Origin of the sequence: Saccharopolyspora gregorii (assembly GCF_024734405.1) — a bacterium.
GTDB lineage: Bacteria > Actinomycetota > Actinomycetes > Mycobacteriales > Pseudonocardiaceae > Saccharopolyspora_C > Saccharopolyspora_C gregorii.
Genome location: NZ_CP059556.1, coordinates 232,479 through 251,164, shown reverse-complemented (window position 1 = coordinate 251,164; position 18,686 = coordinate 232,479). Strand labels below are relative to the sequence as shown.

The 18,686-nt window shown below is 72.8% G+C and carries 20 protein-coding genes; 7 read left to right on the top strand and 13 right to left on the bottom strand.

Annotated features, from left to right (window positions below; genetic code table 11):
• Position 1: 1 nt before the first annotated feature.
• The 3 genes from H1226_RS01185 to H1226_RS01175 form a co-directional block, all read right to left on the bottom strand.
• A complete protein-coding gene (locus H1226_RS01185; RefSeq protein ID WP_258345091.1) occupies positions 2-1,891 on the bottom strand; it encodes an FUSC family protein in 1,890 nt (629 codons plus the stop codon).
• Between the two features lie 154 nt (positions 1,892-2,045).
• Complete coding sequence (locus H1226_RS01180; RefSeq protein WP_224957205.1) at positions 2,046-2,432, bottom strand: hypothetical protein; 387 nt, start codon at positions 2,430-2,432, stop codon at positions 2,046-2,048.
• An 83-nt stretch (positions 2,433-2,515) separates the two neighbouring features.
• On the bottom strand, positions 2,516-2,797 hold the full coding sequence (locus H1226_RS01175; protein WP_224957204.1) for a hypothetical protein: 282 nt from the start codon (positions 2,795-2,797) through the stop codon (positions 2,516-2,518).
• 242 nt (positions 2,798-3,039) lie between these two features.
• Between H1226_RS01175 and leuA the strand changes: the two genes are divergently transcribed.
• Positions 3,040-4,830 carry a 2-isopropylmalate synthase gene (gene leuA, locus H1226_RS01170; RefSeq protein ID WP_224957203.1) on the top strand — a complete coding sequence of 597 codons (1,791 nt, stop codon included), beginning with the start codon at positions 3,040-3,042 and terminating at the stop codon, positions 4,828-4,830.
• A gap of 112 nt (positions 4,831-4,942) precedes the next feature.
• Here the strand turns inward: leuA and H1226_RS01165 are convergent, their stop codons facing one another.
• Both H1226_RS01165 and H1226_RS01160 read right to left on the bottom strand, forming a co-directional pair.
• A complete protein-coding gene (locus H1226_RS01165; RefSeq protein ID WP_258345088.1) occupies positions 4,943-5,140 on the bottom strand; it encodes a DUF397 domain-containing protein in 198 nt (65 codons plus the stop codon).
• A gap of 15 nt (positions 5,141-5,155) precedes the next feature.
• Positions 5,156-5,950 carry a helix-turn-helix domain-containing protein gene (locus H1226_RS01160; protein WP_258345086.1) on the bottom strand — a complete coding sequence of 265 codons (795 nt, stop codon included), beginning with the start codon at positions 5,948-5,950 and terminating at the stop codon, positions 5,156-5,158.
• A gap of 12 nt (positions 5,951-5,962) precedes the next feature.
• On the opposite strand from H1226_RS01160, the gene H1226_RS01155 reads away from it, so the two are divergent.
• A complete protein-coding gene (locus H1226_RS01155) occupies positions 5,963-6,145 on the top strand; it encodes a hypothetical protein (RefSeq protein WP_258345084.1) in 183 nt (60 codons plus the stop codon).
• On the opposite strand, the gene H1226_RS01150 is transcribed toward H1226_RS01155, so the two are convergent.
• The gene (locus H1226_RS01150) at positions 6,146-7,369 is read right to left on the bottom strand and encodes a VanZ family protein (protein ID WP_258345082.1); all 1,224 of its coding nucleotides are present in this window, start codon (positions 7,367-7,369) and stop codon (positions 6,146-6,148) included.
• 686 nt (positions 7,370-8,055) lie between these two features.
• Here H1226_RS01150 and H1226_RS01145 point away from each other — a divergent pair.
• Both H1226_RS01145 and H1226_RS01140 read left to right on the top strand, forming a co-directional pair.
• The gene (locus H1226_RS01145; RefSeq protein ID WP_224957092.1) at positions 8,056-8,196 is read left to right on the top strand and encodes a hypothetical protein; all 141 of its coding nucleotides are present in this window, start codon (positions 8,056-8,058) and stop codon (positions 8,194-8,196) included.
• Between the two features lie 17 nt (positions 8,197-8,213).
• The gene (locus H1226_RS01140; protein ID WP_258345079.1) at positions 8,214-9,794 is read left to right on the top strand and encodes a hypothetical protein; all 1,581 of its coding nucleotides are present in this window, start codon (positions 8,214-8,216) and stop codon (positions 9,792-9,794) included.
• 18 nt (positions 9,795-9,812) lie between these two features.
• On the opposite strand, the gene H1226_RS01135 is transcribed toward H1226_RS01140, so the two are convergent.
• Positions 9,813-10,709: a LysR family transcriptional regulator gene (locus H1226_RS01135; protein ID WP_258345078.1), complete on the bottom strand. Its 897-nt coding sequence runs from the start codon at positions 10,707-10,709 to the stop codon at positions 9,813-9,815.
• A gap of 72 nt (positions 10,710-10,781) precedes the next feature.
• Here H1226_RS01135 and H1226_RS01130 point away from each other — a divergent pair, with 72 nt between their 5' ends.
• Positions 10,782-11,726: an EamA family transporter gene (locus H1226_RS01130; RefSeq protein WP_258345077.1), complete on the top strand. Its 945-nt coding sequence runs from the start codon at positions 10,782-10,784 to the stop codon at positions 11,724-11,726.
• 51 nt (positions 11,727-11,777) lie between these two features.
• Positions 11,778-12,233 carry a helix-turn-helix domain-containing protein gene (locus H1226_RS01125; protein ID WP_258345075.1) on the top strand — a complete coding sequence of 152 codons (456 nt, stop codon included), beginning with the start codon at positions 11,778-11,780 and terminating at the stop codon, positions 12,231-12,233.
• On the opposite strand, the gene H1226_RS01120 is transcribed toward H1226_RS01125, so the two are convergent.
• Positions 12,227-12,649, bottom strand: coding sequence for a pyridoxamine 5'-phosphate oxidase family protein (locus H1226_RS01120; protein WP_258345073.1), 423 nt, complete (start codon positions 12,647-12,649; stop codon positions 12,227-12,229). The two genes, H1226_RS01125 and H1226_RS01120, sit on opposite strands and share 7 nt — an antisense overlap.
• Positions 12,650-12,749: 100 nt before the next feature.
• Positions 12,750-13,586, bottom strand: a complete 837-nt coding sequence (locus H1226_RS01115; RefSeq protein ID WP_258345072.1) for an NAD(P)H-binding protein — start codon at positions 13,584-13,586, stop codon at positions 12,750-12,752.
• An 82-nt stretch (positions 13,587-13,668) separates the two neighbouring features.
• Between H1226_RS01115 and H1226_RS01110 the strand changes: the two genes are divergently transcribed.
• Positions 13,669-14,598 (top strand): AraC family transcriptional regulator, encoded by a 930-nt coding sequence (locus H1226_RS01110; RefSeq protein WP_258345071.1) that lies wholly within the window; start codon positions 13,669-13,671, stop codon positions 14,596-14,598.
• Here the strand turns inward: H1226_RS01110 and H1226_RS01105 are convergent, their stop codons facing one another.
• The 4 genes from H1226_RS01105 to H1226_RS01090 are packed head-to-tail and all read right to left on the bottom strand — an operon-like array spanning position 14,599 to position 18,620.
• A complete protein-coding gene (locus H1226_RS01105; RefSeq protein ID WP_258345064.1) occupies positions 14,599-15,645 on the bottom strand; it encodes an ABC transporter ATP-binding protein in 1,047 nt (348 codons plus the stop codon).
• Positions 15,642-16,640, bottom strand: coding sequence for an ABC transporter ATP-binding protein (locus tag H1226_RS01100; protein WP_224957103.1), 999 nt, complete (start codon positions 16,638-16,640; stop codon positions 15,642-15,644). The genes H1226_RS01105 and H1226_RS01100 overlap by 4 nt, the downstream gene beginning before the upstream one ends.
• A gap of 40 nt (positions 16,641-16,680) precedes the next feature.
• Complete coding sequence (locus tag H1226_RS01095) at positions 16,681-17,607, bottom strand: ABC transporter permease (protein ID WP_258345063.1); 927 nt, start codon at positions 17,605-17,607, stop codon at positions 16,681-16,683.
• Between the two features lie 2 nt (positions 17,608-17,609).
• The gene (locus H1226_RS01090) at positions 17,610-18,620 is read right to left on the bottom strand and encodes an ABC transporter permease (RefSeq protein ID WP_224957105.1); all 1,011 of its coding nucleotides are present in this window, start codon (positions 18,618-18,620) and stop codon (positions 17,610-17,612) included.
• Between the last annotated feature and the right edge of the window lie 66 nt (positions 18,621-18,686).

Sequence of the window (18,686 nt, the reverse complement as noted above, 5' to 3'; positions counted from 1 at the left end):
GTCAGGACACCACTTCGGTGTAGACGTCGGTGAGCTTGTTGCGGAGGTTGTGCGCGGGCGCGTCGGGCTGGATGCGCAGCTGCCGGGCGGCGGTGCGCAGGGTCGAGACGATCCGCTGCGTGTGTTCGAGCCGCAGGTCGTCCCCGCCGCGTTCGATCAGCAGCGCCCGCTCCGTCGCGGCGTCCACGAGCCGTTCCAGCACGATGATCGACGGCCACCACACCTCGGCGGCGCGCCCCACCGCGGCCGGTTCCATGAGCTGCTGCTGCAGCGCGGTGCGCAGGTCGGACAGCTCCCGGTAGGTGCGGCGGCGCAGCGCGGAGCGCCCCTGCACGCGGCCGGCCATGGACAGCGACACGTACTCGGAGACGGTGTCGACGGCGTCGGCGAGCCTGCCCGCGAGCGCGGGGCTGCGCCCCGGCGGCCACATCAGGTAGCCGACGACGAGCACGAGCACGCAGCCGAGCAGCGAGTCGACGAGCCGGACCCGGGGCAGCTGGTCGGCGAACAGGTCGCTCTGGTGCATCTGCAGCAGCACGATCATGGTGACGACCATGGTGAACAGCCCGTAGTGCCTGCTGAGCGCTTCGGGGACGAACGCGGCGACGAGCACGGTGGCGAGCGCGAGCCCCCAGCCGGGCGGCACGGCCAGCAGCAGCGCCCCGGCGACGACCACGCCGACGAGCGAGCCGATGCCGCGCAGCACGGTGCGGGCGAACACGGACCCGGAGTTGGGTTTGAGCACCAGCGCCACGGTCATCGCGATCCAGTACGAGTTCTGGAACTGCAACGCGATCCCGATGCCTTCGGCGACGGCGAGGCACAGCACCATGCGCAGCGTCAGCAGCCAGCCGGTGCGCCCGATGCTGATGTCGCTGCGCCACAACCGCAGCCGCTCCCAGGTGCCGAGGCGCGCCCGAAAGTCGGGGACGTCGGCTCGCTTCGCGCGGCGCCAGGAGTCGATGAGGTCGGCGAGCCCCTGGTCCAGCGCGTGCACCATGATCGAACCGGAGGTGGCGGGCCGGTAGGGCGGCACGGTGCCGCCGTCCCGCACGCACCGCGCGATGGCGCGCATCGCGTCGAGGGTGCGGTCGGTGGGCCGGATGCGGGCGTGCGCGAGCGCCACGGAGGCTTCGACGACGGGCGTGGCACGGGTGAGCACCACGTAGAGCCGGTCGTGCACGCGGCTGCGCGAGATGGAAGCACCGCCGACGAGGATGTCGTGCGCGTTGTTGAGCGCCCGGGTGAGCTCCTGGCGCGCGTTGATCGCCGCGTCGGTGCCCGCGGCGTCGAACAGCTTCAGCAGCGCGTCGAAGACGCGGGCGACGGCCCCGCGCGCGGGCGCGGCCCGGCGGAACGGCCAGGTGGCGGCGACCAGCGCCAGCAGCAGCACCTCCCCGGCCACGAACCAGCCGATCTGCTCGCCCACCGGCACGCCGGTGGTGACGTGCCCGGTGGCGACGACGCAGAAGGTGAGCATCTGGGCGCCCGCGGCGGCGCACAGGTCGTTGACCCGGCTGGCGAGCACCGAGGGCACCGCGACGGCGACGACCACCGCGGCCGCCCACAGCGGGCTCGGGGCGACGACGCCGACGGCGAAGCCGAAGCCGCCGCTGAGCACGGTGAGCCCGACCCGGCGGATGCGGTACCGGTAGGAGCCGGTGAGGTCGGAGAAGCTGGCGCACAGCGCGCCGAGCGACACGAGCACCGCTTCGTCGAGCTTGCCGACGCCGAGGCCGACGAGGGTGGGGCCGCCGATGCCGAGGGCGGCGGCGACGATCCGCGTCCAGTCCAGCGGAAGCGGCGCGGGCCGCAGCATGCGGAGCAGCCACGCGGGCAGCAGCGCGCGGGTGGCCCTGGTGGTTCCGGCGAGCGCTTCGGTCCGTGTCACGCACATCCCTCTCGCTGGTGGGGAATCCGCGCTCCACGCCGAGCGGTTGAGTGCGTGCATTGTCACGCCGCTCAGCCGCTGTTCCACCGGCTCCGTGCAAGCATCACACGTTGCGGTGCATCACATCACCGGGTCGGGGCCGGCTGATCGCCCGTCAGCCGAACGCCCGGATGATCCGGACCACGATGGACGTGAGGACCAGCCAGAAGATCGCGGCGATGCCGAAGTTCACCAGCACCGCCAGCTGCGGGTCTTCGGGCGTGAACAGGTCCGCGAAGCCGAGCGCGAGGGGTTGCGACCAGTCGGCGACGAACCGGGTGATGCCGTTGTCCGGGTTGGCGCCGCCGACGGTGAGCACCACGTGGACGGTGAGCACCAGCGCGATCAGCGTGCCGATCCAGCGGGCCACCGAGGCGATCGCTCCGACGGCCTTGGCGCGGCTCTGCGCCCAGTCGTGGGTGCGGCGCAGCCGCCGTCGCCCTCCGCTGGGCAGGTCGCTTTCCTGCGCACCGGTGGTCGCCCCACCGACGTTCTCCGACATACCCGGAAGTGTGACACGCGACAACTCCCCAGAACTACCACCCAGTAGCCCCCGTGTCCGCCTCGTGACCCGGGCACCGGCCGTCAGCCGAAGACGCGGGCGAGGAGGCTGGTGACGAGGACCCAGAACAGGGCCGCGAGGCCGTAGTCGAGGAGCAGCTGCAACTGGGCGTTGGTCGTCTTCACCAGCCCCGGGAAGAAGAGGGCCAGCGGTTCGGCGGCGCCGCGCACCGAGTCGGCGAGCCCGTTCTCGCTGGGCAGTCCGAACAGCACGAACACGATGTGCAGCACCAGGATGACGGCGAGCAGGAAGCCCGCGCCGTTGATCAGGGTGGCGATGCCGGAGCGCCCCTTTTTCGCAGCCATGATCCCCAGTCTGCCCCGCCCGGCGGCGCCGGTGTTCCGCCGCCCGGCGGTCGCGGCCGACCACCATGTGGGATGCCGGGGTTGCGTCGTGGGCACCCGTTGCGGTTAACCTGGCGGACGTGGCACGCGTTCTCCTGCTTCGCCGCCGCGACGGGGTCAGTTAGGCCGGCCCCTCGTCGCGGGGTAGCAACCTGCCGGTCTGCGGTTCTGACATCCGACCAGCAGCAGGAGACGAACACCCGATGACTTCGCCGCAGGAACCCCAGGCCCCCTTCGCCGGCCGGGTACGCACGCCTTCCCGCCAGGCCCCCGCCGACCAGCAGCCCTGGAACCCGCAGCGCGGCTCCGCGATGCCGTACCACCGCTACCGCCCGTTCCACGAGCTGGTCGAGGACGTGTCGCTGCCGGACCGCACCTGGCCGGACCAGCGCATCACCCGCGCTCCGCTGTGGTGCGCGGTGGACCTGCGGGACGGCAACCAGGCGCTGATCGACCCGATGTCGCCCGCCCGCAAGCGCCGCATGTTCGACCTGCTGGTCGGGATGGGCTACAAGGAGATCGAGGTCGGTTTCCCCGCGGCCAGCCAGACGGACTACGACTTCGTCCGCGAGATCATCGAGGACGGCGCGATCCCCGAGGACGTGCGGATCCAGGTGCTGACGCAGTGCCGCCCGGAGCTGATCGAGCGCACCTTCGCCTCCCTGGAGGGCGCGCCGCGCGCCATCGTGCACGTGTACAACTCGACGTCGATCCTCCAGCGCCGCGTGGTGTTCCGCGAGGAGCGCGAGGGCATCAAGAAGATCGCGAAAATGGGTGCCGAGCTGGCCCTGGAGTACGCGGGCAAGTACCCGGACACCGACTTCCGCTTCCAGTACTCCCCCGAGTCCTACACCGGCACCGAGCTGTCCTACGCGGCCGAGGTGTGCGACGCGGTCACCGAGATCTGGCAGGCCACGCCGGAGAACCCGGTGATCCTGAACCTGCCCGCGACGGTCGAGATGGCCACGCCGAACGTGTACGCCGACTCCATCGAGTGGATGCACCGGAACCTGGCGCGCCGCGACTCGGTGATCCTGTCGCTGCACCCGCACAACGACCGCGGCACCGGCATCGCCGCCGCGGAGCTGGGCTACCAGGCCGGGGCGGACCGCATCGAGGGCTGCCTGTTCGGCAACGGCGAGCGCACCGGCAACGTGGACCTGGTGGCGCTGGGCATGAACCTGTTCAGCCAGGGCATCGACCCGCAGATCGACTTCTCGGACATCGACCACGTCAAGCGCACCGTGGAGCACTGCAACCAGCTGCCGGTGCACGAGCGGCACCCGTGGGGCGGCGAACTGGTCTACACGGCGTTCTCCGGCAGCCACCAGGACGCGATCAACAAGGGCCTGGAGGCGGTCCGCGTCGAGGCGGAGCGCGCCGGCGCCGACGTGGCCGACCACCCGTGGGAGGTCCCGTACCTGCCGATCGACCCGAAGGACGTGGGCCGCAGCTACGAGGCCGTGATCCGGGTGAACTCGCAGTCCGGCAAGGGCGGCGTGGCGTACGTGATGAAGAGCGAGCACCAGCTGGACCTGCCGCGCAAGCTGCAGATCGAGTTCTCGAAGCTGGTGCAGGCCCGCACCGACTCGGACGGCGGCGAGGTGTCGCCGAGCGCAATGTGGCAGGTGTTCTCCGAGGAGTACCTGGAGCCGCGCTCCCCGCTGGAGCTGGTGTCCCGCACCCTCAGCGGCGAGACGGGCCACGAGACGGTCACCGCGAAGGTCGTCGTGGACGGCAGCGAGCAGGAGATCACCGGCACCGGCAACGGCCCGATCGCCGCGTTCGTGGACGCGCTGAGCACCATCGGCCACGACGTGCGGGTGCTGGACTACAACGAGCACGCGCTGACCGCGGGCGACGACGCGCGCGCCGCCTCCTACCTGGAGTGCGCGGTGGGCGACGAGGTCTTCTGGGGCGCGGGCATCGACACCTCCACCGTCACCGCCTCGCTGCGCGCGGTGGTCTCGGCGGTGAACCGGGCGCACCGCTGAACCGGGCGCACTGTTGAACCGGGCGCACCGCTGAACCGGGCGGACTGCTGAACCGAGCGGAAGGGCCGCGTCGGCGCACGGAATCCCGTGCGCGGGCGCGGCTCTTCGCCGTTCAGCGCCGGTACCGCCCGCGGGCGACGGCGGCCAGGAAGTCCGTCCACTGCGGACGGTCGAAGGACAGGTGCCCGGCGGCGCGGTCCTTGGAATCGCGGACGGCCGCGCCATCCGGAAGACCACCCACCTCGACGCATTCACCGCCACCGTTGCTGTAGCTGCTGGTGCGCCAGTTCCGCGGTAAGCCGTCGCCCACGATCTCCTCCTCCGGTCAGGCCGCGTGCCGATGGCGCAGTTCGTCGAGCCTGCGCTGGGAGACGCGCGGGTCCAGCGCGCTCGCCCGCAGGTGCTCGAAGACCTGCCGGTAGCGGTCCACCTCCGCGGCCTCTTCGAGGTAGCTCGCCCCGCTGAGATTGTCCAGGTAGACCACCGGGTCGTACAGGGTCGCGAAGTCGAGCATGGTGAACGCGGTGCCCATCGCGACGTGCGTGCCGATCTCGAACGGCAGCACCTGCACGGTGACGCCGGGGCGCTCGGACATCTCGCGCAGGTGCTCCAGCTGCGCGGACATCACCTCGCCGTCGCCACAGCGGCGGTGCAGCGCGGATTCGTCGACGATGGCCCACAACGCGAGCCCGTCACCGAGCCGCTGCTGCCTGGCGACCCGGACCTCCGTCCGGCGCCGCACCAGATCGTCCGGCAGGTCCGGAGCCCACGACTCGATGATCGACCGGGCGTAGTCCTCGGTCTGCAGCAGTCCCGGAATCAAGTCGATCTGGAAAGTGCACACCGACGCGGCCTCCGACTCCAGCTCCACGTAGTCGCCGAAGTAGTCCGTCAACGCGTCGTCGTACGAGCGCCACCAGCCGCGCTTCTTCGCCTGCTTGCACAACCCCACCAGGAATTCCGCCAACTCGCCGTCGACCTCGTAGATGGCGCACAGGGCTCGCACGTCCGGAACGCTGACCGAGGTCATCGCGGTCTCGATCCGGGAGACCTTGGAACGGCTCCAGTCGAGTTCCCCCATCACGTGCTCAACGGAGATGTCGCCGCGCTCCTCGCGCAAGCCTTCCCCTGGGTGCACTCCGTCCCCGCCGAGGACGCCCGAGAATTCGCCGCCGAGCTGGCGGAATCCCTCCGCACGACGACCTCGATCGCACCTCACCTCCAGCTCATCACCGAGTGGCGGCACACCGCCGCAGTCCACGCCGATCCCGAACTGGCGGCGCGGCTGGCTCGCGACCTCGATCAGACCGGATGATCACCGGTCGGATCTGCGGTGGGCTCCGACGCCTCGGGGGTCGACGAGGTCGCGGAGGTCGCGGCCGCCGGGTTCGAAGGTGGGGAGGCTGCCGACGAGGATGGTCTCGCCGGGGGTGAACGGATCGCCCTTGCGCTTGCGGAACTTCGACCTCGGCATCCGGGTGTCCATCATGGACAGTCCGGCGAGCCAGGCGGAGATGCCGCGGTGCTCCGCGGTGAACCAGACGGCGACCGCGGACAGCAGCGCGAACCCGACCGCCAGCCGGTTCACCTCGCTCGGGCCGAGGTCGGCGAAACCGACCAGCAGCACGTACTGCCCGCTGCCGAAGAACACCCGCACCAGCAGCCGCGGCCTGCCGGGCAGCACGCCGTCCGGGAGCGCCGGGCGCAGCAGCACCGCCCGCTGCCCCAGCGTGCCGCCGCTGCCCACCAGCGTCGGCACCACCAGCACCAGCAGCCCCGGCAACCAGGCGTTCAGCAGCGCCTGCGCCGGATCCGGCAGCACCATCGACGGCGCTCCGGTCGCCAGCAGCAGCACCGCCACCACCCCGCTGTGCAGCGCCGCGCCCGTCAGCACCAGCGCCGCCACGTCGCAGGCCATCCCGAGCAGCCGCCGCTTCGCCGTCACCGGACGCGGCGTCATCGGGCGGGTCGGCGCCTTCCCGCCGACCAGTTCCAGCACCGGCGCCAGCAGCAGCCCGAACGCCGCGCCCAGCGTGTTCATCAGCAGGTCGTCCACGTCGAACAGCCGGTACGCGCACGGGTAGACGAACCACACCCCGGTGAGCTGCGTCGTCTCGATCAGCAGCGAGGTGGCGAACCCGATCGCGACGGTGCCGGCGCGGCCGGTGCGGAACAGGTGCCGCACGAACATGCCCAGCGGCACGAACAGCGCGATGTTCAACAACGCCTGCCCCACCATCGGATCCCGCATCAGCGCGCCGACGCCGCCCGAGGCCGCGAGGAAGTCCAGCGGCGCCAGCTGCGGGGCGTACTCGCCCGGATCGGCGCAGAAACCCGGGCCGACCTCCGGCAGCGGCAGCAGCGTGTAGGTCATCAGCGCCCAGCAGTGCACGACGAAACCGAGCACCACCAGCATCCGTCCCGCGCCGAGCCCGCCGCGCCAGCGGTACTCGCGGGCCACGAACGGCACGAACAACAACACCGCCAGCAGGACTCCGCACACGACTGCGATCACCGCGGGCGTCACCCTGTCGATCAACCCTGCTCCTCGATCACTCTGCGCTGCCGCCCGGTTCCTCGTCCGGGCGCCTCCATCCGGGCCGCTCCACCCTTCCGCACCGTCCGGCCCGGGCCTCCCGTCCGTGCGCAAGAACGCACTTCGGCCCGCGGCGGCAACCGATCAGCGTTGTCCGGCATGCGCACATCACGTTTTTCCCGCAGGCGGGACGCGCGCGGAACGGATCCACCCGCCCTCCGGCGGACGACGCGGGGGCAAGTCGCCCGCTCGCCCCGCGCGCGGGGCCGCAACCGACCCGAGACCTTAGAGGCCGCGGCGCCGGTGGTCACGATCAGTACATCGACTCGACTAAAGGGGGTAGTCGTGGTGGATCTTGAACCCGGAGAATGCCGGAGCGCCGAAAGGTTGCTGTGTTCAGACTCACCCCTGGGGAAATTCGGGAGAGCGGCCGGTGGGCCACGGCCCGTCGGGGCCGGCCGCCCTCCCGGCACGACCAGGGACACCGGCACCACCGCACCCCAACGCGGTTGATCACGATTGGGGTACTCGTTCGGTCTACTCCACTTGTCGCTGCGCGCCCCGCGCGGTTCAGTCGTGCTGCCCACCCAGCCCGCGGCGGACAGGACGACATGCGGCCGACCGAAGAGCACAGCGATGACCTCCGATGGCGGATTCCCTGCCACGACTCGGGAGGCGAGAATCGCTCCGTGTCGATCCTGGTCATGGGTGATCGGGTGGCCGTCGTGCTCCCGCCCGGCGACACGCTGATCTTCGACCCGGACGAGGCGGACGACTTCGCGGCGCTGCTCGACACGATCGCGACCTGCACGGAACAGTCCAGCACCTGAGCCACCGGGGAGCGCTCGTGGCCCTCATCGACGCGGACCTGAGCTTCGACCCCCGCGACCCGCACTTCCCGCTGCCCGGCACCGACGTGCGCTGGGCCGTGCAGGTGTTCACCACCGGCAACGGCTACGGGCTGGACCCGGCCCGCTGCCACTTCCAGGACGGCCGGCTGCGCTGCGACCGGCTCGCCCGGCTCGGCGGGCAGCGCACCGCGGACGGCGGCGTCGAGGTGGAGCTGCGCACCGGCGGCGACCGCGCCGAGTGGACCATCAGCGTCGACCACCCGGAACCGGTGAAAGCGGTCAAGCTGCTGCTCACCGGACTCCCCGACGAACCGTGGTGGGCACCGAACACCGGCCGCGGCCACGAGCTCGGCGGCCGCTTCCAGCTCGACTACCCCGGCCCGGAGTGGGCGACGCCGTGGGCGGCGAGCGGCGACGTCGCGCTGAGCGTGCGCGATCCGCTGGTGCGGCGGCAGGTCCTGCACGTGCACCGGCCCGCCTACGCGCCCGGGCGGATCGTCGAGCTCGTGCACCTGCCCGCCGCCTCCGCCCGCACCACGCACCACCGGGTGCCGCCGATCCGGCTGCGCCGCGGCGGCCTCGACGCCGACCTGGACGAGCACCTGTCCTTCGTGGAACGCGCGCACCAGCTCGTGCCGTGGGAGCAGCGCACCGACGTGCCGGACTGGCTGCGGGACGTGGCGCTCGTCGTGACGCTGCACGGGCAGCACTGGACCGGGCACGTGTTCAACACCTTCCCGGCGATGGCCGAGGCGCTGCGCTTCCTCAGCGGGCACGTCGAGCCGCACCGGGTGCTCGCCTATCTGCCCGGCTGGGAAGGCCGCTACTACCACGACTACCCGCGCTACCGGCCCGGCGCGGACCTCGGCGGCGACGCCGGGTTCCACCGGCTCGCCGACGCGGCGCGCGAGCTCGGCGTGCGGCTGATGCCGATGTTCGGCGGGCACGGCGCCAACGTCACCGCCTACCCGGACTGGGAGCGCTCGGTGATCCGCAACGACACCGGGCGGTACGCGGAACTGCTCAACCGGCCCGACTGGGACGGCGACCGCACCGGGGAGGGCGACCAGGTGTTCCTCAACCCGGGCGAGCCGCGGTTCCGGGCGCACCTGGTCGACTCGGTGTCGGCGGTCGTGCGGGAGTTCGGGGTGGACGCGGCGTTCTTCGACACCCTCGGCTACTGGTTCAACGACCCGCGGTACGAGCTGGTGGACGGCTACCGGCGGCTCGTCGCGGAGCTGCGGGACCGGCACCCGGAGCTGCTGCTGGCCGCGGAGGGCTGGTGGGACGCGCTGTCCGCGCTGTTCCCGCTGAGCCAGCAGTGGTTCGGCGTGGACCGGGACCTGCGGGAGCCGCGGGTGCTCACCCGGTACGCGCGCACCACCGGGCACCTCGCCGAGGGCACGCCCGGGCCGGGCAGCACCGGGGTGCACGAGAAGGGCTTCGTGCCGCGGCCCGCCGACGTGGCCCGGCCCGGGCACATCCCGGTCGTCGGCATCGTCGGCGACACCCTCGCCGAGCACGCGGACGAGGTGGCCGCGATCGCCCGGTGGGCGCAGGCGCACCCGCCGAGGTGACCCCCGCCCGGGGGCGGATCAGGTGGTGCGCTCGTGGCACTCGGCGCGCAGGGCTTCCAGCACCGCGCGGATCGCGGGCCGGTCCGTGGCACCGCGCCGGGTCACCGCCTCCACGTTGCGGCCCGCCCGCACTCCCGCCAGCGGGCGCAGCACGAGGCCCGGGTCGTCCACCGCGAAGCGCGGCAGCAGCGCCACGCCGTGCCCCGCCGCGACCAGGGCCTCGGTGATCCGGAAGTCGTTGATCCGCTGCACCACCCGCGGCCGGGTCCCGGTCCGGACCGCCAGCGAGCGCAGCACGTCGTCCACCGGGAAGCCCACGTCCACCCCGATCCACGGCTCCGCGGCGAGTTCGGTGAGCTCCACCCGGTCCTTGCGGGCGAGCCGGTGCCCCGGCGGCAGCGCCACGTCGAGCGGTTCCCGGTACAGCGGCGTGATCTCCGCGCGGGCCGCGTCGAACGGCGGCGCGTGGTCGTCCCGGTGCGCCACCAGCACGTCGAAGTCCGCGAGCAGCGCGGGCACCTCCGACGGCTGCATGTCGACGTCGCGGAACTCCACGCGCAGCTGCGGCTGCTCGGCGAGCCTGCTCAGCAGCCCGGGCAGCACCAGCAGCGCGCCGGACGGGAACGCCGCCAGCCGCACCGTGCCGCGCGGCGCCGACCGGAAGCTGTTGAGCTCCGCGTCCATCCGCTCCAGCGCTGCCAGCACCTCGTCGGACCGCGCCACCAGCGCCCAGCCGGCGTCGGTGAGCCGCAGGCTGCGGCCCGCGGGTTCGGTCAGCGGCACGCCCGCCTCCGACTGCAGCGCCTTGAGCTGTTGGGACACCGCCGACGGCGTGTAGTCCAGCGCTTTCGCCACCGCGGTGACGGTCCCCCGGTCGGCCAGCTCGCGCAGCAGCCGCAATCTCCGAACCTCCATGAAGCGAAACTACATGGATGGTTCAGTTGTTGTCGCTTGTCCTTCATGGAGCGTCGCCGCAAGCTCGGTTCCGTGACCGCCCGAGACCGCCTCCTCGCCGCCTTCGTGGCCCTGCTGTGGGGCATCAACTTCCTCGCCCTCGACTACGCGCTGCGGTGGTTCCCGCCGCTGTTCTTCGCGGGCCTGCGGTTCCTGGTGATCGCGGTGCCGACCGTGCTGCTGGTGCCGCTGCCCGGCGTGCGGTGGCGGTGGCTGCTGGGCTACGGCCTCGGCTTCGGCACCGCGCAGTTCGCGTTCCTGTTCCTGGCGATGGACGCGGGACTGCCGACCGGGCTCGCCTCGCTGGTGCTGCAGGCCTCCGCGCCGTTCACCGTGCTGCTCGGCGGGCTGCTGCTGCGGGAGCGGATCCGGCCGGTGCAGGCCGCGGGCATCGCGATCGCCGTGCTCGGCATGGCCGCGATCGGCTGGCACCGGGCGCAGTCGGCGGTGCTGCTGCCGGTGCTGCTCGCCCTGTGCGGGGCGCTGGGCTGGGCGCTCGGCAACCTGTGCAGCCGCCAGGCGCAGGCGCCGAACCCGCTGCGGCTGACGTTGTGGATGTCGATCGTGCCGCCGGTGCCGATGTTCGTGCTGTCCGCGTTCCTGGAAGGCCCCGGCACCGGCTGGCGGGCCGCCGCGGGCTCGGTGCTCTCCCCCGCCGGATGGGCGGCGCTGGGCGGGCTGGCGTTCACCTCGCTGCTGGCGACCGTGGTCGGCTCCGGGTTGTGGACGACGTTGCTGGCGCGGTACCCGGCGAGCACCGTCGCGCCGTTCTCGCTGCTGGTGCCGATCGTCGGCGTCACCTCGGCGTGGCTGGTGCTCGGCGAACGGCCGCACCCGGTCGAGCTCGCCGCGGGGGTGGTCGTCGTCGGCGGAGTCCTCCTCGGCAGCCGCCCGCCCCGCGCCACCCCGCCACCCCTCGAACCCGTCGCACCTCCGGCGGAGGCGGAACCGGTGGCCGGCGAACACCGGAACGCGTGATTGCAGATGCTGCAGATAGCGGTAGGCTCGGGAACGGCCGAAGGAGGCACCATGAGCGCGATGTTCGAGCTGGCGCGGCCGGACGACCCGACCAGGGAAGCCTCGTCGAAGTTGCAACGAGGCGTCGACGAACTGCGCGACTCCCGCACGCAGCACTCCGCGAGCTTGGCGATCGAGGTCGACGGCCGGTTCGTGCACTACGAACTACCGCCTGCGGTGCTGGACGCGCTGCTGCACACCGCCCGCGAACAGGCCGAGGGGCACCGGGTGCGCATCATCGCTCCGGACGCCATCTCCGAGATGACTCCGAACGAAGCCGCCGCCTACCTCGGGATCTCGCGGCCGCTGCTGGTCAAACTGCTGGACGCGGGCACGATCCCGGCGCGGAACAAGCCGGGCAGCTCGCACCGGATGATCTCGGTAGCCGACCTGGACGCGTACGCGGAGCGCAAGACCGCCCGGCAGAAAGCGGGTGCGGGCGCGCTCCTCGACGCCCGCGGTCAGTAGGTGAAGCGGTGGGTCTTCTCGGGGTGGAGGGTGAAGCGGAGCACTCCGGCGGCGAGCATCGCGTCGAGATCGGCGGTGCGCGTCGGATCGGTCAGGTCCCAGTAGCGGGCGGCGAGGCGGCGGGCCAGATCCTCCGCCCCGTCCGGTTCGAAGGTGACGCGACCGGCCACCGACACCCAGTGCTCGCGCTCCCCCACCGGGGCGGCGACGACGAGCGAGGCGCGCGGGTCGCGTTCCAGCCGCCGCACCTTCAGCGAGCCGGGTTCGGTGAACAGGTGGATCGTGCCGTCGTCGGCGGCGTCGAACCACACCGGGCGGGGTTGCGCCGGGGCCGGAGCCGCCGCGACGGTCAGGAAACCGTGCAGCGGGCGCCGGAGGAGGGCGAGGTCCTCGGTGGTCGGGATGCCGGTGTTCATGGTCTTTCCTCCGCTTTCGCCGTGTGGTCCGGGAAGTCGTTTTTCGTCCTTTGTGGACGACAGGGGTCGTGGCCACGGCCCGCTCTCGCGGCACGAGCGCTCAATGCCAGGCGCCCGCAGCGGCCGCGCGCACCACGTGGTCCTCGAAGGTGCGGGGCGCCCGACCGAGCAGGGTGGCGAGTTCGTCGGTGGTCCCGGCGATCAGCCCGCCCGCCATCAGCTCGAACATGGCGGCCACCTCGTGCGCGTCCGCCGCGGTCGCGCCTTCCGCGATCAGCGCCGCCTCGTACTCGGCGGGCGTGGTGCGGCGGTAGGTGATGGTCCGCCCGGTGGCGCGGGAGATCAGCTCGACGACCTCGCCGAAGGTGATGGCGCGCGGTCCCGACAGCTCGTAGGTCCGCCCGGCGTGCCGCCCCGGCTCGGTGAGCACCGCGGCCGCGGCGTCGGCGACGTCCTCGACGTCGATGAACGGTTCCGGCACCGGTCCGGCGGGCAGCGCGAGTTCCCCGGCCAGCAGCGCGGGCCGGAACACGTCCTCGTCGAAGTTCTGCGCGAAGTTCGACGCGCGCAGCACCGTCCACTCCAGCGCCGAGCCGCGCACCGCTTCCTCCGCGGACCGCATGTCCAGGCCGAACTCCGAATCGCCCCAGCTGTCGGCCCCGCGCCCGGACAGCAGCACCAGCCGCCGCACCCCGGCCGCGTCGGCGCGGGCCACGAAGTCGTGCGCGGGCCCCGGTTCGCGCGGCGCCACCAGGTAGACGGCGTCCACGCCGTGCAGCACCGCGTCCCACCCGGCCGGGTCGTGCCAGTCGAAGCGGGTGGCGCTGGACCGGGAGGCGGCCCGCACCGGGACGCCGCGCAGCCGCAGCCGGGGGACGATGCGGCGGCCGGTCTTGCCGGTGGCGCCGAGGACGAGGGTCGTGCCGTCGTTGTTCACGCCACCGATTCAACGCCGCCGACTCGGACGCGCACATGGGCGAAGAGCCGGATCACCTGTCCGTTCGTCTAACCTCGATGGGGTGGACGCGTTCAGCGACTTGATCCGCGGCGTGCGGGCGCACGGTTCCCTGTTCGGCGCGACGACCGTCTCGGCGCCGTGGTCGCTGCGCTTCGTGGACGGCGCGCCGCTCACGTTGTGCACCGCGCTGACCGGTTCGGGCTGGGTCGTGCCGGAAGGCCTCCCGCCGGAGCCGCTGCGCGCCGGGGACACGATGATCGTGCGCGGGCCGGGGACGTTCGCCTTCGTCGACGAGGTCGGCACGGGTGCGGAGCCGATGGAGTGCGGGGTGGACTGCGCGACGCCGGAGCAGGGCGGCGCGCGGCACCGGCTCGGCTGGAGCGACCCGGCCGGGGACGCGGGCGCGACCACGCTGATCACCGGCGCGTACCCGGCGCGCGGCGAGATCAGCCGCAGGCTGCTGGACGCGCTGCCCGTGGTGCTGCGGGTGGACGCCGGGGGCACCGCCGACCCGGTGCTGGAGCAGCTTGCCGCCGAGGTCGCCGTGGACGCACCCGGCCAGCAGGTGGTGCTGGACCGGCTGCTGGACTGGATGCTCGTCTGCACGTTGCGCTCGTGGTTCGACCGGCCCGGCGGCGAACCCCCGGCCTGGTGGGCGGCGCAGCGCGACCCGGTGGTGGGTGCCGCGCTGCGGCTGCTGCACGAGGATCCGGCGGCGCCGTGGTCGGTCGGTTCGCTGGCCGCCCGCGCCGGGGTGTCGCGGTCGACGCTGGCGAAGCGGTTCGCGGACCTGGTGGGCGAGCCGCCGCTGACGTACCTGACGCGCTGGCGGATGACGTTGGCCGCGGACCTGCTGGTGGAGCGGGAGGCGGCGACCGTCGCGGAGGTCGCGCGGACCGTCGGCTACGCGGACCCGTTCGGCTTCAGCGCCGCGTTCAAGCGGGTCCGCGGCATCGGCCCGAGCGCGTTCCGGCAGGCCCCCGCCCGCTGATCACCCGGCACCGATCTCCTCCGCGTAGTGGCAGGCGACCCGGTGCCCGGTGCCGATGGTGCGCAGCTCGGGCCGTTCGGTGTCGCAGCGCTCCGGCCGCCGCCACGGGCAGCGGGTGTGGAAGCGGCAGCCGGTGGGCGGATCGGACGGGGACGGCAGGTCGCCGGAGAGCAGGATCTGCTCGCGCCGGTCCTCCACCTGCGGGTCGGGCACGGGCACCGCGGACAGCAGCGCCTTCGTGTAGGGGTGGCGCGGTGCGGCGTACAGCTCGTCGGAGCCCGCCTCCTCCACCAGCCCGCCCAGGTACATGACGCCGACCCGGTCGGCGATGTGCCGCACCACGGCGAGGTCGTGCGCGATGACCAGGTAGGTGAGGCCGAACTCGCCCTGCAGGTCCTCCAGCAGGTTCACCACCTGCGCCTGCACCGACACGTCCAGCGCGGACACCGGTTCGTCCGCGATGATCAGGTCGGGGCCGACGGCGAGCGCCCGCGCGATGCCGATGCGCTGGCGCTGCCCGCCGGAGAACTCGTGCGGGTACTTGCGCAGCGCCCGCACGGGCAGGCCCACCGCGTCGAGCAGTTCGCGCAGCCGGGCGGCGGTGGGCTCCCGGCCCCGGTCCAGGCCGTGCGCGCGCAGGCCCTCCACCAGCAGCGCCTCCACGGACTGGCGCGGGTCCAACGAGGACAGCGGGTCCTGGAACACCATCTGCATGCGGCGGCGCATCCGGCGCAGCGGTTCGCCCTTCATCCCGGACAGGTCGGTGCCGTCGAACACGACCCGGCCGCCGGTGGGCTTCTCCAGCCGCAGCAGCGCCCGGCCGAGGGTGGACTTCCCGCAGCCGGATTCGCCGACGAGGCCGTAGGTCTCGCCGCGCCGCACGCCCAGCGTCACCCCGTCCACGGCGTGCAGGTGGCCGACGGTGCGGTCCAGCACCACGCCGCGCTTGATCGGGAAGTGCACGGCGAGGTCGGTGACCTCGACCAGCACCTCGCGCTCCACGTCGGCGGAGGGGGCGGCGAGCGTCCCCGGGTCCGTGTTCGTCATGACTGCTCCGCGGGGGTGACGGCGTGCTCCCGGACCGGGTTGTGGCAGCGCAACAGCCGCGCGCCCACGTCGATGGACGCGTCCGGGGGTTCCTGCCCGCAGACCTCCAGCGCGTTCGGGCAGCGCGGGCTGAACGCGCACCCGGTGTCCCACGGCACGTTGTCGCTCACCGAGCCGCGGATCGGCGCGAGCCGCCGCCCGCGCGGCGAGTCCAGCCGGGGCACCGAGGCGAGCAGCCCCGAGGTGTAGGGGTGGCGGGGCCGGGCGAACAGCTCGTGCCGGGTGGCGCGCTCCACGACGCGCCCCGCGTAGAGCACGTTCACCTCGTCGCACAGCCCCGCGACGACGCCCAGGTCGTGCGTGATCATGATGAGCGCGGTGCCGGTGTCGGCGACGAGCGTGGCCAGCAGGTTCAGGATCTGCGCCTGGATCGTCACGTCCAGCGCGGTGGTCGGTTCGTCGGCGATGAGCAGCCGCGGCCGGCAGGCCAGCGCCATCGCGATCAGCGCGCGCTGCCGCATGCCGCCGGAGAGCTGGTGCGGGTACTCCGCGAGCCGCCGCGTCGGGTCGGGGATGCCGACGCGGCGCAGCAGGTCCGCGGCTTCCGGCATCGCCTGCTTGCGGCGGAGGCCGCGGTGGCGCTCGATGACCTCGGAGACCTGCAACCCGATGGGCACCACCGGGTTCAGCGAGGTCAACGGGTCCTGGAACACCATGCCGAGGTCGCTGCCGCGCCGCCGGTCCAGCTCTTTCTTGCCGAGCGAGAGCAGTTCGGTGCCGTCGAACCGCACGGACCCGCCGACTTCGGCGCCGCGCGGCGGCAGCAGCCCCATGATGGCGAGCGAGGTGACGGACTTGCCGCACCCGGATTCGCCGACGAGCCCGACGGTGCGGCCCGGTTCGACGTCGAAGGAGATGCCGTCGACCGCGGTGACCGGCGGCTCGCCGCGGCGCGCGAACACCACCGACAGGTCGCGGACTTCCAGCAGTGCCATATCCGAGGTCCTCACAGGTGGGTGGTCGCGGGCGGCGCGCTCATCGCCGCCGCTTCGGGTCCAGTGCGTCCCGCAACGACTCGCCGACCAGGGTGAAGCCGAGGGCGACGAGGATGATGCAGCCTGCGGGCCAGAACGCCAGCTGCGGGTGCGAGTCGATGACGTCCTGCGCGCCGCCGAGCATCTGCCCCCATTCCGGCACCGAGTCGTCGGCGGCGCCGAGCCCGAGGAACGACAGCGCCGCCGCGTCGATGATCGCCGTGGCCAGCACGAGCGTGGCCTGCACGATCACCGGCCCGAGCGCGTTGGGCAGCATGTGCCGGAACACGATGGCGCTCTCCCGCACGCCCAGCGCCCGCGCGGCGAGCACGTGGTCGCTGGCGCGCTGGGCGAGCATGGTGCCGCGCAGCAGCCTGCCGAAGATCGGCACCTGCACGAGCGCGACGGCGAGGATCACGGTGAACCGGTTCTGCTGGGTGAACAGCGCCCCGATGGACACGGCCAGCAGCAGCGACGGGACGGACAGCAGCACGTCCACGACCCGCATGACGAGCGCGTCGACCCAGCCGCCGAACGCGCCGGCGAGCAAGCCGAGGACCAGCCCGCCGCCGAGCCCGATGACGGTGGCCAGCAGCGCCACCAGCAGCGTCTGCTGCGAGCCGAGCAGCAGCCGGGACAGCAGGTCGCGGCCGTACTGGTCGCCGCCGAGCGGGTGCCCGGGCTGCGCGGGCGGGATCGTGTTGTCGGCGCGCGAGACCTGGTTCTCCAGCAGGTGCAGCCCGGGGTCGTGCGGGGCGAGCAGCGGCGCGGCCACGGCCAGCAGCACGAACAGTCCGATCAGGCCGGCGCCGACGAGGAACGCGGGGCTGTACCGCAGCCGCCGCCACGCGGAGGCGACGAGGCTCACGCCGATGTCCGCTTCGGCCAGGTCGTCGATGCGCGCCTTGCGCGCGGTGGGCGTCACCACGGTCACCTCGCCCGCAATCGGGGGTCGATCAACGCGTACGAGAGGTCGACGAGCAGGTTGACCAGCACGTACACCATCGCCGCCGCCAGGATCACCACTTGCAGCACCGGGAAGTCCTTGCGCTCGAAGCCGACGGCGACGGCTTGGCCGATCCCGGCGATGTTGAACACCCGCTCGGTGAGCACGGCGCCCGCGAGCAGCGCCCCGGTCTGCAGGCCGACGGTGGTGACCACCGGCAGCAGCGCGTTGTGCAGCACGTGCCTGCGCCGGATCACCGCCCCGCTGAGCCCCTTGGCGCGGGCGGTGCGCACGTAGTCCTCGTCGAGCACGTCGAGGACGGCGGCCCGGGTGATCCGGAAGATCACCGCGAACGGGATGGTGGACAGCGCGACCGCGGGCAGCGCCAGGTGCACCAGCGCGTTCCACGCGGCGTCCCACTCGCGGGTCAGGAGCCCGTCGAGGACGTAGAAGCCGGTGACCCGGGTGGCGTCGAGCCCGACGTCCTGCCTGCCGGACGCGGGCAGCCAGCCCAGCTGCACGGCGAACACGAACTTCAGCAGGAACGCCAGGAAGAACACCGGCACCGCGACGCCGACGAGCGACCAGGTGATGCTCAGGTTGTCCCACCACCCGCCGCGGCGGCGGGCGGCGAGGTAGCCGAGCGGGATGCCGACGGCGACGGCGAGCAGCAGCGCCAGCAGCGAGAGCTCGATGGTCGCGGGGAAGCGGGTGAGGAACACCTGCACGGCGGGCGATCCGCGCTCCACGCCGGTGGAGGTGCCGAAGTCGCCGCTGAGCGCGCGCAGCAGGAACTTCCCGTACTGCGACCAGATCGGCTGGTCCAGCCCGAGCTGCGCTTCCAGCGCGGCCCGGGATTCGGGGGTGGCGCGGTCGCCGAGCAGCGCGGACACCGGCCCGCCGGGCAGCAGCCGCAGCCAGCCGAACAGCAGCACGGACAGGACGAAGGCGACGAGCACCAGCTGCGCCAGTCGCCGGATCGTGTAGCGGAGCACGCGTCCCCCGGGTTGTGCGGTACTGCGTCCTGTATGGACGGACCTCGGGTCCGCCGGTGCGGTCCG

Bases quoted from the DNA above. Each gene is read 5' to 3' on its own strand.
- H1226_RS01100 (WP_224957103.1), bottom strand. From the start codon at position 16,640: ATGGCACTGCTGGAAGTCCGCGACCTGTCGGTGGTGTTCGCGCGCCGC.
- leuA (WP_224957203.1), top strand. From the start codon at position 3,040: ATGACTTCGCCGCAGGAACCCCAGGCCCCCTTCGCCGGCCGGGTACGC.
- H1226_RS01125 (WP_258345075.1), top strand. From the start codon at position 11,778: ATGAGCGCGATGTTCGAGCTGGCGCGGCCGGACGACCCGACCAGGGAA.
- H1226_RS01180 (WP_224957205.1), bottom strand. From the start codon at position 2,432: ATGTCGGAGAACGTCGGTGGGGCGACCACCGGTGCGCAGGAAAGCGAC.
- H1226_RS01175 (WP_224957204.1), bottom strand. From the start codon at position 2,797: ATGGCTGCGAAAAAGGGGCGCTCCGGCATCGCCACCCTGATCAACGGC.
- H1226_RS01135 (WP_258345078.1), bottom strand. From the start codon at position 10,709: ATGGAGGTTCGGAGATTGCGGCTGCTGCGCGAGCTGGCCGACCGGGGG.
- H1226_RS01105 (WP_258345064.1), bottom strand. From the start codon at position 15,645: ATGACGAACACGGACCCGGGGACGCTCGCCGCCCCCTCCGCCGACGTG.
- H1226_RS01120 (WP_258345073.1), bottom strand. From the start codon at position 12,649: ATGAACACCGGCATCCCGACCACCGAGGACCTCGCCCTCCTCCGGCGC.